General features: G+C 65.8%; 15 protein-coding genes. 9 read left to right on the forward strand and 6 right to left on the reverse strand.

From position 1 onward, the window contains the following. The first annotated feature begins 37 nt into the window (after positions 1 to 37). From VGN46_RS16815 to VGN46_RS16845, 7 genes are all read left to right on the forward strand, one after another. Positions 38 to 244 (forward strand): cold-shock protein, encoded by a 207-nt coding sequence (locus VGN46_RS16815; RefSeq protein ID WP_063573812.1) that lies wholly within the window; start codon positions 38 to 40, stop codon positions 242 to 244. 122 nt (positions 245 to 366) lie between these two features. Next, positions 367 to 762: a hypothetical protein gene (locus VGN46_RS16820; RefSeq protein WP_331645303.1), complete on the forward strand. Its 396-nt coding sequence runs from the start codon at positions 367 to 369 to the stop codon at positions 760 to 762. Next, positions 759 to 1262 carry a prepilin-type N-terminal cleavage/methylation domain-containing protein gene (locus tag VGN46_RS16825; protein ID WP_331645305.1) on the forward strand — a complete coding sequence of 168 codons (504 nt, stop codon included), beginning with the start codon at positions 759 to 761 and terminating at the stop codon, positions 1260 to 1262. Before VGN46_RS16820 ends, VGN46_RS16825 begins: the two co-directional genes overlap by 4 nt. Beyond that, positions 1259 to 1588: a hypothetical protein gene (locus VGN46_RS16830; RefSeq protein ID WP_331645307.1), complete on the forward strand. Its 330-nt coding sequence runs from the start codon at positions 1259 to 1261 to the stop codon at positions 1586 to 1588. Before VGN46_RS16825 ends, VGN46_RS16830 begins: the two co-directional genes overlap by 4 nt. Beyond that, positions 1491 to 2522 carry a N(4)-(beta-N-acetylglucosaminyl)-L-asparaginase gene (locus VGN46_RS16835; protein WP_331645309.1) on the forward strand — a complete coding sequence of 344 codons (1032 nt, stop codon included), beginning with the start codon at positions 1491 to 1493 and terminating at the stop codon, positions 2520 to 2522. The genes VGN46_RS16830 and VGN46_RS16835 overlap by 98 nt, the downstream gene beginning before the upstream one ends. Before the next feature lies 1 nt (position 2523). Then, entirely contained in the window at positions 2524 to 3243 is a 720-nt protein-coding gene (locus VGN46_RS16840) for a copper homeostasis protein CutC (protein WP_331645311.1), read from the forward strand. A gap of 56 nt (positions 3244 to 3299) precedes the next feature. Continuing rightward, complete coding sequence (locus tag VGN46_RS16845; RefSeq protein WP_331645313.1) at positions 3300 to 3800, forward strand: molybdopterin-dependent oxidoreductase; 501 nt, start codon at positions 3300 to 3302, stop codon at positions 3798 to 3800. Here the strand turns inward: VGN46_RS16845 and VGN46_RS16850 are convergent. The 6 genes from VGN46_RS16850 to VGN46_RS16875 all read right to left on the reverse strand — a co-directional run bounded on the left by VGN46_RS16850 (position 3797) and on the right by VGN46_RS16875 (position 12346). Beyond that, on the reverse strand, positions 3797 to 4648 hold the full coding sequence (locus tag VGN46_RS16850) for an energy transducer TonB (protein WP_331645315.1): 852 nt from the start codon (positions 4646 to 4648) through the stop codon (positions 3797 to 3799). The two genes, VGN46_RS16845 and VGN46_RS16850, sit on opposite strands and share 4 nt — an antisense overlap. Before the next feature lie 81 nt (positions 4649 to 4729). Then, entirely contained in the window at positions 4730 to 5389 is a 660-nt protein-coding gene (pdeM, locus tag VGN46_RS16855; protein ID WP_331645317.1) for a ligase-associated DNA damage response endonuclease PdeM, read from the reverse strand. Continuing rightward, entirely contained in the window at positions 5386 to 7824 is a 2439-nt protein-coding gene (locus VGN46_RS16860; RefSeq protein WP_331645319.1) for a ligase-associated DNA damage response DEXH box helicase, read from the reverse strand. Before VGN46_RS16860 ends, pdeM begins: the two co-directional genes overlap by 4 nt. Next, positions 7781 to 9415 (reverse strand): ATP-dependent DNA ligase, encoded by a 1635-nt coding sequence (locus VGN46_RS16865; protein WP_331645321.1) that lies wholly within the window; start codon positions 9413 to 9415, stop codon positions 7781 to 7783. Before VGN46_RS16865 ends, VGN46_RS16860 begins: the two co-directional genes overlap by 44 nt. After that, positions 9415 to 10434, reverse strand: coding sequence for a ligase-associated DNA damage response exonuclease (locus VGN46_RS16870; protein ID WP_331645323.1), 1020 nt, complete (start codon positions 10432 to 10434; stop codon positions 9415 to 9417). The genes VGN46_RS16865 and VGN46_RS16870 overlap by 1 nt, the downstream gene beginning before the upstream one ends. A 148-nt stretch (positions 10435 to 10582) precedes the next feature. Continuing rightward, on the reverse strand, positions 10583 to 12346 hold the full coding sequence (locus tag VGN46_RS16875) for an ABC transporter transmembrane domain-containing protein (protein WP_331645325.1): 1764 nt from the start codon (positions 12344 to 12346) through the stop codon (positions 10583 to 10585). 134 nt (positions 12347 to 12480) lie between these two features. Here VGN46_RS16875 and VGN46_RS16880 point away from each other — a divergent pair, with 134 nt between their 5' ends. Further along, positions 12481 to 14001, forward strand: coding sequence for an alpha/beta hydrolase (locus VGN46_RS16880; protein WP_331645327.1), 1521 nt, complete (start codon positions 12481 to 12483; stop codon positions 13999 to 14001). A gap of 149 nt (positions 14002 to 14150) precedes the next feature. Beyond that, complete coding sequence (locus VGN46_RS16885) at positions 14151 to 14375, forward strand: hypothetical protein (protein ID WP_331645329.1); 225 nt, start codon at positions 14151 to 14153, stop codon at positions 14373 to 14375. The last annotated feature ends 57 nt before the right edge of the window (positions 14376 to 14432 follow it).

The raw sequence follows: 14432 nt of genomic DNA on the forward strand, positions 1-14432 counted from the left end.
TCCGGGTGCTTCCAGTCCATGTCCAGAGGTTTCCGCAATGCGTTTCGGTACGGTCAAGTGGTTCAACGACGCCAAGGGTTTCGGTTTCATCGCGCCCGAGGACGGTGGGGAGGACGTGTTCGTCCACTTTTCTGCGATCAACTCCAAGGGCTTTCGTAGCCTGCAGGAAGGTCAGCGTGTGCAGTTCGAAGTGACGACTGGCCCGAAGGGTGCCCAGGCGTCGGGTGTCGAAATCGCAGCCTGATCGATTGCGCCAAGCTCACCGGAAACCCCGCGCACGTCGCGGGGTTTTTTGTGGGCGCGGCCTACATGACGCGGGCCGTTCGACCGGCTGCCTTACCTCGCCGGCATGGGCACCCTGTGGCCATGGCAACGCTCATCGAATCCCTCACCGCCCTCGGCATCTTTGCCATCGGCTCCTCCGTATCCGCCACCTGGGTGGGGCAATCCTCGCAGCGTTCGGCCCAGGCGGCCAGGCAACTCAGGGCACTCGTCGTCGCCACGGACATGGAAGCGCGTCTGCGCGCCAACCCGGAAGGCGTGTGTGCGGGCGATTATCAGTATGCGATTCCGGCATCGTTTGACTGTACGGTCAAAGGTTGTCTCGCGAACCAGATCGCCGCCGTGGACCTCGCCGTGTTTCACGACGAGGTGGCGCGTGCGCTCGGCCGGGGCGCCACCGGCGCGGTGCGTTGCGACGGAGGTCGCTGTGTCATCCACCTGCGCTGGCCGGGCGGCCGTTTCGACTGGGGCGGGCGGTGAACGCGCGCGGCATGAGTCTGGTCGAGCTGATGGTCGGGCTCGCCATCGCCTCCATCGTTGCGGCGGTGGTCATGGCGGGCGCGGCGGCCACGGCCACACAGGTTCGTCGTGAGCTCGCTGCCGCGCGGCTCGCGGAGGGTCCGCGTGACGTCCTTGCCGCCATGCTCGCCGATGTGCGTCGCGACCCCGCATGGTCTGCCTGCCTGACGACGGTGCGCTGCCCGGCCTACGTCGGGCGCAGCTACGGCGTCGCTCTGGTCGCCAACACACACGCATGGGCGATCCACGATGGCGGCCTTCGTGTTTGCTCGAAGGAGCACTGCGAACTCGCCTTGGGCGGTGTCACTGCCTTGCAGGTATGGGTGGATGCGGAAGAGGGCGGTTTCGTCCGCCGAGATGAAATATCGCACGCGCCGGAGGGCCGGCTGCGCCGGGTCGAGATACGCATCTGGCTCACCGATGGCAGCCGGCGTTCGCGAAGTACCTGGCTCGGACCATGAATCAACGCGGCAGTATCCTCATCCTCGTGCTCGCCATGCTAGGCGTACTGGCACTCATCGGCGCGCATGCCGCCCGCTTCGCCAACAGCCGCCAACGCGAGGCCAACGACGCATGGTGCCGCGAGCTGGCGCGCACCGACCATGACGACGGTCGTGGTGGTCAGGTCCGCATGGGCCGTGCGACCATCGGGGATGGCGCGGTTGGCGCGTTATTTTCCGAGAGGTTCCATGGATCGCAGACGTTTCCTCCAGGGCGCGACGATTGCGTCCGGCGTCGCGCTTACGACGCGCGGCATGGCCACGGCAGCAACGCCCGTGGCGGCTAAGAGCACGGGCACCGGCATGGTCCCGCGCGTATGTTCCACCTGGGACTTCGGCGTGCCCGCCAACCAGGCGGCATGGAAAGTGCTCTCAGCCGGCGGTCGTGCGCTCGATGCGGTCGAGGCAGGTGCACGCATCCCCGAAGCCGATCTGAAGAACCATAGCGTGGGCCGCGCGGGTTACCCCGATCGCGATGGCAAGGTCACGCTCGATGCGAGCATCATGGATGAGCACGGCAACTGCGGTGCCGTCGCCGCCATCGAACACATTGCCCACCCCATTTCCGTCGCCCGCCGGGTCATGGAGCGCACGCCGCACGTGTTGCTCGTCGGCGACGGCGCCCTGCAGTTCGCCCTGGAGCAAGGCTTCCCGCGCGAAGAGCTGCTCACCCCGGAAAGCCGCGAAGCCTGGCAGGCCTGGTTGAAGACGGCGAAGTACAAACCGCAGGCGAACAGCGAAGTGAAGAGTTACAACGCCGGGCCAGGTGGCACGCCGGGCGATGCGTCAAACCACGACACCATCGGTATGCTCGCCATCGATGCGAAGGGCAACCTTTCCGGTGCCTGCACGACCAGCGGCATGGCGTGGAAGCTGCACGGCCGGGTCGGCGATAGCCCGATCATCGGCGCTGGCCTCTATGTGGATAACGAAGTGGGTGGCGCGACCTCCACCGGCGTGGGCGAAGAGGTCATCCGCAACGTCGGCAGCTTCCTCGTGGTGGAACTGATGCGCCAGGGCCGTTCGCCGGAAGATGCCTGTCGTGAAGCGGTGGAGCGCATCCTGCGGCGCAAGCCTGAGGCTAAGGATCTCCAGGTCGGGTTCCTCGCCATGGACAAGAAGGGCAACGTCGGCGCGTGGGCGATCCAGAAGGGCTTCTCGTATGCCGTGTGCGATGCCAAGAAGCAGGACACACTCATCCCTGGCAAGAGCACCTACTGACATGGCGCTGCTGGAAGTCGCTGCGAATTCCGCCGCCTCCGCGTTCGCTGCGCAGGCTGGTGGCGCAGGCCGGGTCGAGCTTTGCGCCAGTCTGGATGAGGGCGGTGTCACGCCCTCGCATGGCACCCTGGTGCTGGCGCGCGAAGGGCTGGAGATTCCGCTGTTCGTGCTCATTCGCCCACGGGCGGGTGATTTCGTCTACGAAGACCACGAAATCGAAGCCATGCTCGACGACATCATGCATTGTCGCGAGCTGGGCTGCGATGGCGTGGTCGTTGGCGCATTGACCCCAGAGGGCGAGGTGGACACCGAGGCGTGCCTGCGCTTCCTCGATGCCGCGCAGGGCATGGGCGTCACCTTCCACCGCGCGTTCGACCTGGTGCCTGACCAGGGCGATACGCTGGAAACCTTGATCGATCTTGGCTTCGAACGCGTACTGACCTCGGGGGGCATGGCCAGTGCGGTCGCGGGCGCGGGCCGGCTTGCGCGATTGGTTTCGCAGGCGGCGCAGCGTATCGTCGTCATGCCGGGTGCCGGTATTGAACCGGGCAATATCGCGGCCTTGCGCGATGTCACGGGGGCGAATGAGTTCCATGCGTCGGCCAAGCGTCGGCTGCCGTCCGCGATGCGCCGTGCGCCTGCCGATCCGCTCGGCATGGGGGCGGGTGAGACGCGGTCGGATGCGGATACGGTGCGGGCGTTGGTGGCTGCTATTGCGTGATGTGGCGGTGGGCTTGAATCGCGCGCAAGCGCGCTCCTACAAGAGGGCGGGGTGGCATGAAGCGAATGGTTGCGGTGGTGGGGTTGGTTGGGCTGGTGTTGGCGAGCGGGGTGTTCGCCGCGGATGCGGTGCATTACACGGCGCCGGGTAAGGCGGCGGTGGATCTGAATACCGCGTCGCTGGTGCGGGTTGAAGTGAAAGCGGGCGCGCACGGTGATGCACCGAGCGCGTGGCAGGGTGTGAACCTGATCGACGTGTTGCGTGCGCAGGGTGCGCCGGTCGGCAAGGCACTACGTGGCAAGGCGCTTGCGAACTTTGTCCGGGTCACCGCCGCCGATGGTTACCAGGTGATATTCAGCCTGGCCGAACTTGATCCGGATTTTGGCGGTAGCAAGGTCGTGCTGGTCGACAAGCACGAGGGCAAACCGCTCGATGCGAAAGACGGCCCGTACCGCCTGGTGGTGCCGGACGATGCGCGCCCGGCACGCTGGATCCACAGCGTCACGGCGATCGAGCTGGTGGAAGCCTCGACCGCCGAGCGCGCGCCGAAGCCTTAGCCGTTATCCAGTGGCGTGATGAGCTTCAGGCCACTGTTGACGAGGTAAAGGCCATCGTCGGGAAGGGCGTCGGCGCTGCCGCCGGAATCCTTCGCCCATGAAATCACTTCCTTCGGCCCCGGCACGTAAGATTCCCAGGTGCCGTAGAGGTCATCGCGCGCGATCCCCTTGTTGAGGTGGTACGTGATGGGTACGCGGGCGACGTACTCCGGATCATTCACGTGCATGCCCTTGGTCGGCAGGTTGAAGATCCAGCTCCTGGCCACGCGCACGGCGGGGTTTGCCAGCACGTTGCGCCACACCTTCATTTCCGTCTCCGTCCCAACGACGCCAAGGTTCACCTGTTCGACGCCAACATCGGCGACCTTGCCATCGCGACCCACGCGAATGAGCAGATACACCGTGCCCTGGACGCCCGCGGCAACCGCATTGGAAGGGTAGCCTGGTGCCGAACGCGTGGCATAGCTTATGGATTCACCACCCGCGCCCTCCTCGCCGAAGTTCGCGCCGGCGATGTGGACGACGTAGCTCTTGCTATCCGGTGACTGGCGCTGGGCAAGCAGGCGAACGCTCATATGCGCTTTCGCGGCCACCGCCTGGCCATTCTGTTTGACCGGCTCGAACCGCCATGTCGGTGCCACGCGACCGATCAGGCTGACCACCTCGGGCGGAATCTTGTCTTGTCGATCGAGTGTGTAACCGGTGACGCTGCCATCCGACGCCACCGTGATATCGCCGGTGACCAGCATGCTGGCCTCCGCACGCTTGCGTGCCGCGCCCGGTCCCGCTGCCACGGCCAGCCCCGTCATCGCGAGCGCCGCCAACCCCAATAACCACTGCTTCTTCATCCGTGCCACTCCCTGCCAGGTGGTGTTTCTGTCGTAGGAGCCCACAGGGCGGGCTCCCACGATAAGTATGCCATTGCACTGTTATTCCGTTGTTGCAGGGCGTGTAGGAATGACACCCGCTGGTGTGACCGCAAATACGTGATGGGCTTGTAAGGTTTTCACCTCTTGCAAGCCAGTCAATGTCCCGAACGCAGGGAGCATGCCGACATCGCGATCAAACACGAAGGCGGGAAGGCGATGTTTTCGCCAGCCATCACGCATGATGATGCCGGGATGGACGTGTCCGGCGAGGACGTAGCTCTCTGCATGGGCATGCGGGTGGTGCGATAGCACGAAGGGTGGCATGGCGAGGCGATCCGGCTGCACGGCAATGCCGAGGCCGGTCACTTCGAAATGGCGATCGTGGTTACCCGCGACCAACAGCATATCGATGTTCGCATGGCGGTCACGCCACCTCCGTACATCGTCGACCCACGCACTTCGCGAGGTGGCGGCACCGTGAACGAGGTCGCCGAGGATCACCAGTCGTTCGGGCTTGAATGCATCGAACAACGCATCGAGCCGGCGCAGGTCATCCTCCGTATCGCCGCTCGGTACGGCGATGCCCGCACGGCGGAACACGGCGCCCTTGCCGAAATGCACATCGGCAATGAGCAGGGTGCGACGCGCAGCCCAGTACAGCGCGCGCTCGGGATGCATGGTGAGGCGTTCGCCGGCGATATCGACATCGCGGGTGTTCATGCCGTACCGGCCTCCAGCGTCGTGAGCATCCGCTCCACGCGTGATTTCCAGTCATCCGTGGCGATGCCGCCGCGCAGGCGTTCCACCCATAAGGGGAAGGCCAGGGGACTGAGTCGCTTCGGTTCACGCCAGAGCAGTGGCGAGCGGGCGACGCGAATCAGGCACGCGCGCAGACGGGTGAAGTCGAGTTGCTGGTCCAGCACTTCGCGCTCGGCCTGCCATAGAAGCGGATGATCCGGGTCGTGCCGACGCAGGACATCAAAAAGCAGACCGCTTGATGCCTGCAGCTGGCGCAGGGTTTTCGCCTGCGCGGGGTAGCCGTTGAAGACGAGCCCGGCGACACGGGCGATCTCGCGGAACTGCCGACGCGCCAGCTCGGAAAGATTCACACTGGCGCGGATATCGCTGCGCAGCCCGGCCGGGTGCAGGAGCTGGCGCATCGTTTCCGCATCGAGCGGTGGCATGCGCGCGGCCGTGATAGCCAGGCCGTAGTCGTTGACGGCGTAACCGTAGTCGCCGGGCTGGATCCGGGCGAGGCGCCACGCCAACACAGCGGCGAGACCTTCGTGCGCAAGCCGGCCCGCGAAGGGGAAGACGAACAGGTAGTCGCCTTCGCGTGTACGCGTGCTTTCGACCAGGGTTTCATTGATGGCGGGAACAGCGGATTGCGCACGCTGGATCGCCAGGAGCGGGCCGAGCGCACGCATTTCCGCGCTGCGTGGATCCGGCTCAGCCAGGCTGCGGCGTAGTTCGTCGGAGAGCTCGCCCGAGAGCGGCAAGCGCCCGCCCATCCAGCGCGGCACGCCGCCGCGGCGATTTGGCGCGGCACGTACATAGGCGGTCATCTCACGCACGCGGACGAGCTCGAGGTTCCGTCCGGCGAAGAGGAACCGATCGCCGGGGCGCAGGCGCGAGACGAAACTCTCCTCCACGGTACCCAGCCGCGCACCCTTCATATAGCGGACCTGCAGGCTGCCATCCGCGGTGATCGTGCCGATGGAAAGCCGATGCATGCGCGCGATGCGTCCGCTTTGCACCCCGTAGCGGCCATCGACCGGGACCAGCTTCTGGTATTCCGGGTAGCTCGCCAGCGCGGTGCCCCCGGTACAGAGATACGCAAGCACCGCGTCGAAGCGATCGCGCGACAGGCTCGTATAGGCGAGCGACGAGGTGACTTCCGCGTAGGCTTCGTCCGCGGTAAAGCCGCCGCCCAGCGCCATGGTCATCAGGTGCTGGGCCAACACATCCAGGCAGCCACGCAGCGGATGGCGCGGCTCAAGGTGTCCGCCCCTGAGTGCGCGCCGCGCCGCGTCCACTTCGGCCAGCTCCAGCAGGTGGGTCGGCACGCAGAGGATTCGCGATGGCATGCCCGGCTGGTGGCCGCTGCGTCCTGCGCGTTGCAGCAGCCGCGCCACGCTCTTCGGGCTACCGACCTGGATGACGCGCTCAACGCTGGAGAAATCCACGCCGAGGTCGAGGCTTGAGGTCGCGACGACGCAGCGCAGCGCCCCCACGCGCAGGCCTTCCTCGGTGGCGAAGCGCAGCTTCGGGTCGATCGAACCGTGGTGCAGCGCGAGCGTTCCCGACGCTTCTGGCCATACGGAGGCCAGTGCCTCGTGCCATAGCTCGGCTTGTGAGCGGGTGTTGGCAAAGACCAGGCTGCTGCGTGCTTCCAGCACGGCCTTGAGTACGCGTGGTAGTTGCGAAAGGCCGAGATGGCCGGCCCAGGGAAAGCGTTCACCGCCTTCGGGGACGGCGGTATCGATGATCGTCTTCTTCTTCGATGACGCGCCCACGAGCACGCCTTCACCAGCGAGCGCGTGTAACGCTTCGTCGAGGTTACCGAGCGTGGCCGACAACCCCCACACGCGAGCCTTGGGCTGCCATTGACGCAGGCGGGTCAAGCCCAACTGGAGCAGCGTGCCGCGTTTGTTGCCGACCAGCTCATGCCATTCATCGACCACGACACCGCGCAGGTGGGCGAAGCGCTCGCGGGCGTCGGGATAGCTCAGCAGCAGGGCAAGGCTCTCCGGTGTCGTCACCAGCAACTCGCAAGCACCGCGACGTAGCCGCGCGCGCTCCGCGCTACCGCTATCGCCCGTGCGCCGCAGGACACGCCATGGCAGTGCCATCGCCTCCACGGCGGCGCTGAGGTGTTGCGTGGTATCCGTGGCGAGCGAACGCAGGGGCGTGATCCACAACAGGCGCAGGCCCGTACCCGCGTGGAGCACGCCATCGATCAAAGGGCCACCCGCGGCGGCGAGCGTCTTGCCGGTGCCCGTGGGCGCGTGCACGAGCCCGTGCCTGCCTGCGGCCCAGTGCTTCCAGGCGGCGCGCTGGAAGGGCGCCGGGCGGCGCCCCTGCGTGGTGAACCACGCGACCAGGCGGGCTTCAGCCCGACGCCAGGCGGCGGAGGTCGTCAAGGCGGTCGGCATCTTTGATCGCAAGGTCGGTACGCCAGCGGAGGATGCGCGGAAAGCGCACGGCCACGCCGGCCTTGTGGCGGCCGGAGGCCTGGATGGCTTCGAAAGCGAGTTCGAAGACGTGGGTGGGTGTGACCGAGCGCACCGGGCCGAAACGATCGATGGTGTTGGCGCGGATCCAGCGATCGAGGCGGCCGATCTCTGTGTCGTCCAATCCCGAATAGGCTTTCGCCACGGGGACCAGCGCTTCGCCATCCCATACGCCGAACGTGTAGTCGGTGAACAGACCGGAGCGGCGGCCGTGGCCGGGCTGCGCGTAAAGCAGCACGGCATCGATCGTGTACGGGTCCACCTTCCACTTCCACCAGTCGCCACGCTTGCGCCCGACGCGATACGGCGAATCGAGCCGTTTCAGCATCAACCCCTCGGTATGCCGCTGGCGCGACTCGCCGCGACTCGCCGTGAGTTCATCCCACGAAGCCGCCACCACCGCCGGTGAAAGCATGAACACATCGCTTCGCGCGAGGCCATCCTCTGGGAGCCAACCCTGTGGGCGGCATCTTTCGAACAACCCTTCAAGCAACGCTCGACGTTCACCCAGCGGAACCTCGCGAAGATCCTGCCCTTCACATTCAAGCAGGTCATAAGCCATCAGCCTCACCGGTGCATCTGCCAGGAGCCTCGGCCCCGGCTTCAGCTTCCCGATACGCTTTTGCAGCGAAGCAAACACCATGGGCTGCGCTTTCTCCGCATCCCACGCAAGAATTTCCCCATCAATCACACACCCATCCGGCAAGGCGCGCGCCGCGGCTTCGAGCTCAGGAAACCGCCCATCAAGTCGCTCCTCACCACGCGACCAGAGGATCGCATCGTCACCACGCCGCATGAGCTGAGCGCGGATGCCATCCCATTTCCATTCGGCTAGCCAGTCACTCAACGGGCCAAGACGTTCGACCGCCTGTTCCAGCGGCGAGGCCAGGAAGAACGGGTAGGGCCGTTCGCCGGCATGCTCGTCCTCTCGCTCGGGACCGGCAAGTTTCCGGAAGGCCTCCGCGGAAGGTTTCCACGTGCCACTGAGGCGGTGCGCAATGAGATCGGTGGGCAGGGTGGTGAAGTGGGCGATTGCCTGCACCACGAGGCGATGTGAAACGCCCACACGCAGCGAGCCGGTGAGTAGTTTGTTGACCAGGAAGACCTGGTGGGCCGGCAACTCGCGCCACCACTCACGCACGGTCTCCCGGCGCTCGGTTGACTCGAGTCGTGACAGCGACGGAAGGCGCGCTTCCATCCAGATATGCAGCGGCGTATCCGCGTTCTCCGCGCCATGGCGCGGCAGCATCAGTGCGATGGTTTCCGCGAGGTCGCCGACGTGCGCGTAGCTCTCGTCGATGAGCCACTCGGCGTAACCTGTTTCCGCGGCGAGGGCCGCGCGCAATTCGGTCGAAGTCGCCGTGCGTTTCAACTTGCCGCCGCCCAGCACGTAGACGGCCCATGCCGCGTCTTTGGCGGGTGCTTCGGCGAAGTACGTAGCCATCGCATCGCGCTTCGCGCTGGTCGATGCCGTGCGGTCGAGTGCATCGTAGAGAGCGGCAAAGCGGCGCATCAGTCGCCTTCCTCGCTCGCTCGCACGTCGGGCATCTGGCCCAGGGAGCGGAGCGCACGTGCATCATGGCCACGTTCACGCAGGTAGCGGATCAACGCCTCGCCATCGCCATGGGTCACATAGATGCGCTTCGCGCCGCAGTCTTCGACGCTGCGGATGAGGCCGGGCCAGTCGGCGTGGTCGGAGACGATGAAACCCCGGTCGTAGCCACGGCGACGGCGCGCGCCACGCACCTGCATCCAGCCCGAGGCGAAGCCCGTTGATGCCTTCGAGAAACGTTTCATCCACGGCGCACCCGCCGCTGAAGGCGGTGCGAGAATCAGTTCACCAGCGAAATCACGGCCTTTGGCGGTATCGCTCACCGCTTCCGTCGGCACCATGCGCACACCCGCTTCGCGGTAATCCTCGACCAGGCGGATCATCGCGCCGTGGAGATACACCGTGCGTTCGGTACGCGTGGCGAGTTCGGCGAGCATGCGCTGGGCCTTGCCGAGCGCATAGCAGAACAGCACGCTGGGGATGCCGCGTTCGGCTCCATCGGCCCACCAGGCCAGCATGTCGTCGATGACGTCGCTCATCGGTGGCCAGCGGTAGATCGGCAGGCCGAAGGTCGATTCGGTGACGAACACGTCACAGGGTACGGGTTCGAAGGCGGCGCACGTGGGATCTGGATCGCGCTTGTAGTCCCCCGACACCACGGCGACCTTGCCGCGGCCTTCGATGCGCACCTGTGCCGCGCCGAGCACGTGGCCTGAAGGGTGCAAGCTGAGCACGGTGTCGCCGAGCGTGAAGCGTTCGCCGTAGTCGTAGGTCTGGATCGTCGCCGTCGCCCCCAGCCGTTCGCGCATCAATGAAGCCCCCGCGCTCGCCACGTGGTAAAGCGCGCTGCCGGCACGGGCATGGTCGCCGTGCGCGTGCGTCACCACCGCCCGCGCTACGGGCAGCATGGGGTCGATGAAGAAATCGCCCGCCGGGCAGTACAGGCCCTCCGCGCGGGGTAGCAGGAGATCGCTATCCATGCCCCGACGCTAGGCGGCGGGGCGTCAAGGCGGTGGCAAGGGCGTGGTGTCTCCGCCTTGCTGGGCCATCGCGCGCAAGCGCGCTCCTACATGGACAATGTGCAACCGACGGGGTGTAGGAGCGCGCTTGCGCGCGATTCCCGATGCCTCACGCCACAAACTGCAACCGTGCCAACTCCGCATACAAGCCGCCTTCGGCCAGCAACTGCTCATGCGTTCCCTGTGCAATGATCCGCCCGGCTTCCATCACCACAATGCGATCCGCCCGCTGCACCGTCGCAAGGCGATGTGCGATGACCAGGGTCGTGCGGCCCTTCTCCAGCCGCTCAAGCGCCTGCTGGATCGCCGCTTCCGACTGCGCATCGAGCGCCGAGGTCGCTTCATCGAGCAGAAGAAGGGGCGCATCGCGCAGGATCGCGCGCGCGATGGCGACGCGCTGCTTCTGGCCACCCGACAGGCGCACGCCACGCTCGCCCAATGCAGCGTCATACCCTTCAGGCAGCGCAGAAAGGAAACCATCCGCTTCGGCGAGGCGGGCGGCGTTGCGTACTTCCTCGTCGGAGGCATCCTCGCGACCGAAGCGGATATTGTTCGCCGCGCTGCCACCAAAGATGATCGTCTCCTGCGGTACCAGCGCAATCGAACCACGCAGGTCAGGCAGGGCGAGCGCCTTGAGGTCCACGCCATCGAAACGAATGGCGCCCGACTTCGGATCATGGAAACGCAGGAGCAGGCTGAACACGGTGCTCTTGCCGGCGCCCGAGGGCCCGACCAGGGCGACCGTTTCACCGGGCGCGATATCCAGCGTGAAATCCGAAAGTGCCGCCACATCCGGCCGCGACGGGTAGCGGAATTCCACGCGGTCGAAATGCAGCGCGCCCTTGACCGGTACCGGCAGCGGCTCCGGTGCTTCCGGCGTGCGGATGATCGGCTCCTCGGCAAACAGCTCGCCGATACGCTCCATGGCGCCGGCGGCGCTCAGCACATCGCCCCACACTTCGGAGAGGCCAGCGACGGAGCCAGCGGCGAAAATCGCATACAGCACGAACTGGCTAAGCACGCCCGGCTCGAGCGAGCCGGCGATGACATCACGGGCACCGCTCCACAGGACCAGGGTGATCGCGCCAAAGATCAGCACGATGACGGCCGCGGTGAGGATCGAACGCATACCAATGCGGCGACGGGCGGTCGCGAGGGCCAGGGCGATCGCATCGGCATAGCGCCGGCTCTCGATCGGTTCGCGGTTGTAAGCCTTCACCGCCTCCGCCGCATTCAACGTTTCATTGGCGATGGCAGCCGCATCCGCGATGCGATCCTGGCTGTGCCGCGAGAGCTTCTGCACGCGGCGGCCAAACACCAGGATCGGCAGCATCACGGCCGGGATGACCAGCGCCGTGAGGCCCGCCAGGTGCGGGCTGGTCCAGGTCATTGCCACGGCTGAACCGATCAGCATGACGGCACTGCGCAGCGCTACCGAGATACCTGAGCCGACCAGGGTCTGCACAACTTCGGTATCGGTGCCCAGGCGCGACGTGAGCTCGCCCACCCGGGTGCTTTCGTAGAAGCCCACGTCCAGGCCGATCACGTGGCGATACAGGGCCGCGCGCAGGGAGGCCAGCGAGCGCTCGCCGAGCAGGGCAATGCAGTAATAGCGGCCAGCCGTGGCCAGCGCGAGTACCACGGCCACCCCGAACAGGGCCAGGAAGGTCCCGTTGATGGTGGCCACGTTCGAGGCCAGGAAGCCGTGGTCGATGATGTGACGCAGCGCCGGCGGCAGGGCCAGGGAGGCGCCCGAGGACAGGCCGAGGAAGACCAGCCAGCCAAACACCAGGTTCTTGTGCGGCCGCATGAACGGCCAGAGGTTGCGCAAAGCGCCGATATTCCGTGATTTCGCCCTGCGTTCGCCGCTCATTCCCGTTCCTGCCTCCAGACCATTTGCCAACGGATGGGGCCGGGCGGTGCACTATTCAATCCGAGCCCCGGCCTTGTAGGCTGCGGACAGCCTGAATCAGCGGCCGCGATCGCGGCACATAGGGAGCAGCTCGGATGGTGACTTGGCGTGGGACCTGGCGCTTATCGGTGTTCTCCGTGGTGGCCGTTGTGGCAACCCTTTTCCATGATGCCACCGCCGCTGCCCCGGCCGCGGCCACGCGACGCATCGTCGTCGAGCAGGCGTCGACAACCCTGGCCGACGGCAAAGTCCTCACGTACGAGATCGGTACGCTCTACGTCCCCGAGAACCGGCGCGATCCGCACAGCCGGCTGATCGGCGTGGGCTTCGCCCGTATTCGGGCCCCCAGCCCGACCGGCGCGCCTCCGGTGTTCTGGTTACCTGGCGGTCCCGGCCTCAGCGTGCTCGATAGTTTCACGGCGCACTCAGAGTCCGCCACGTCGCGCTTGCGCGCCTGGATGGCCTTCGGCGCCGTGGGCGACCTCGTGGTCGTCGAGCAGCGCGGCTATACGACACGAGGCGAGTTCCTGAGAGAGACCAGCGACGCGCTGCCGCTCGATCGCTCACCCACGCCACAAGACGATGCAACGGCCATGCGCGCACTCGCTGGCCGGGCGATCGCTTCGCATCCTGGGGTGGATCTCTCTGGCTACACCATCGATGCGTTCGCGGCAGATGTCGACGACCTCCGCCAGGCGCTTCACTACAAGCAGATCAGCTTGTTTGGCGGCAGTTTCGGTTCGCAGTGGTCACTGGCCGTCATCCGCTTTCATCCTGAGGCGGTCGCCCGTGCGGTGATCTCGTCGGTGGAACCGCTGGATGGTGGCTTCGATATGCCATCGCACGTCTACGCGGCACTTCAACGTATTTCGTTCGATGCCGACCGTGCGCCTGAGCTGAAGCCCTACCTCCCGGCGGGCGGCATGCAGGAAGTGATAGCGAACTTGCACACCCGTTTCGCGACGAAGACCGTCTCGGCGCAGGTCACCGACGAGAGTGGTACGAAGCGAACCGTCGTTCTAGGCAAGGGAGATCTGCAACAGGCGCTCCTGTCACATACCCAGGATGCCGCCGAATGGCCGGCGTGGATGCTGGCGATCTACCACGGACATTACGAGGCGTGGGCGCGAGAGACCCTGGAGAATCGCTCCGCCGCGCCGGTGACGCTGATCGGTCCGCTGGCCGATAGCAGCCTCGGCGCCACACCTGAGCGCACGTATCTGCTGCGCACCGACCCCGCGGTCGATTTGCTCGGTACCTGGAACTATGAAGCGAACTTCGCTTCCGCCGACCTATGGCCCACCCCCGACATGGGCGACGATGTGCGGCGTCCGCGGGTGACCGCGACGCCGGTGGTGTTCGTGCATGGCGACTGGGATACCTCGACGCCGGTCGAAAACACGTTTGGCCTGTTGCCTTACTTTCCGAATGGCCATGTCGTCACGGTGCATCGTGCGGGACATGACGGCACGTTTTACCAGCTGAGGGAAAACGCCGCAGCGAAGGCTGCCGTCTACGATTTTCTTCGCACGGGGAAGACCGCTGCGCTGCCCACCGAGGTCGCCCTGGCCGTGCCAACATTCCATGTGCCCGAGTTCGAGATCGCGCCGCCGTAAGTTTCGCGCGATCACGGTGAGGGCGAAAGAAATTGCGATATTTCGCCCCGCTTAGACGTTGATGAACGCATTCATGGCGGCGTCGCAATTTATGTTGACTCGCGTGTCGGGAAAGGCGACGTTGTCGCCACCACACACGGGAGGAAAGCATGACTATCCATACTGCCGAAGGCATCCAAACGACGCGTCGCTCGCGCATTCTCGGCCTGCTCGTGCTGGGCGCTGCATTCATGGCGCCGTTCGCGGCTAACGCCGACAACCACCGGCCGCCGCCGCACCACGTGACGCGCCACAAGGTGTGCAAGCCGCACCGTGTTTACGATCACCATCACCACTATCACACCGTACAGCAGTGTCATTGGGTCAATCGCTAACGGATAGCGGGTGAGCTCGGATGTAGCCCGGGCTCTCAAGCAGACCATGGGCGGCTG

It is taken from the genome of Luteibacter sp. (assembly GCF_036500425.1).
In the GTDB taxonomy this organism is placed as follows: domain Bacteria; phylum Pseudomonadota; class Gammaproteobacteria; order Xanthomonadales; family Rhodanobacteraceae; genus Luteibacter.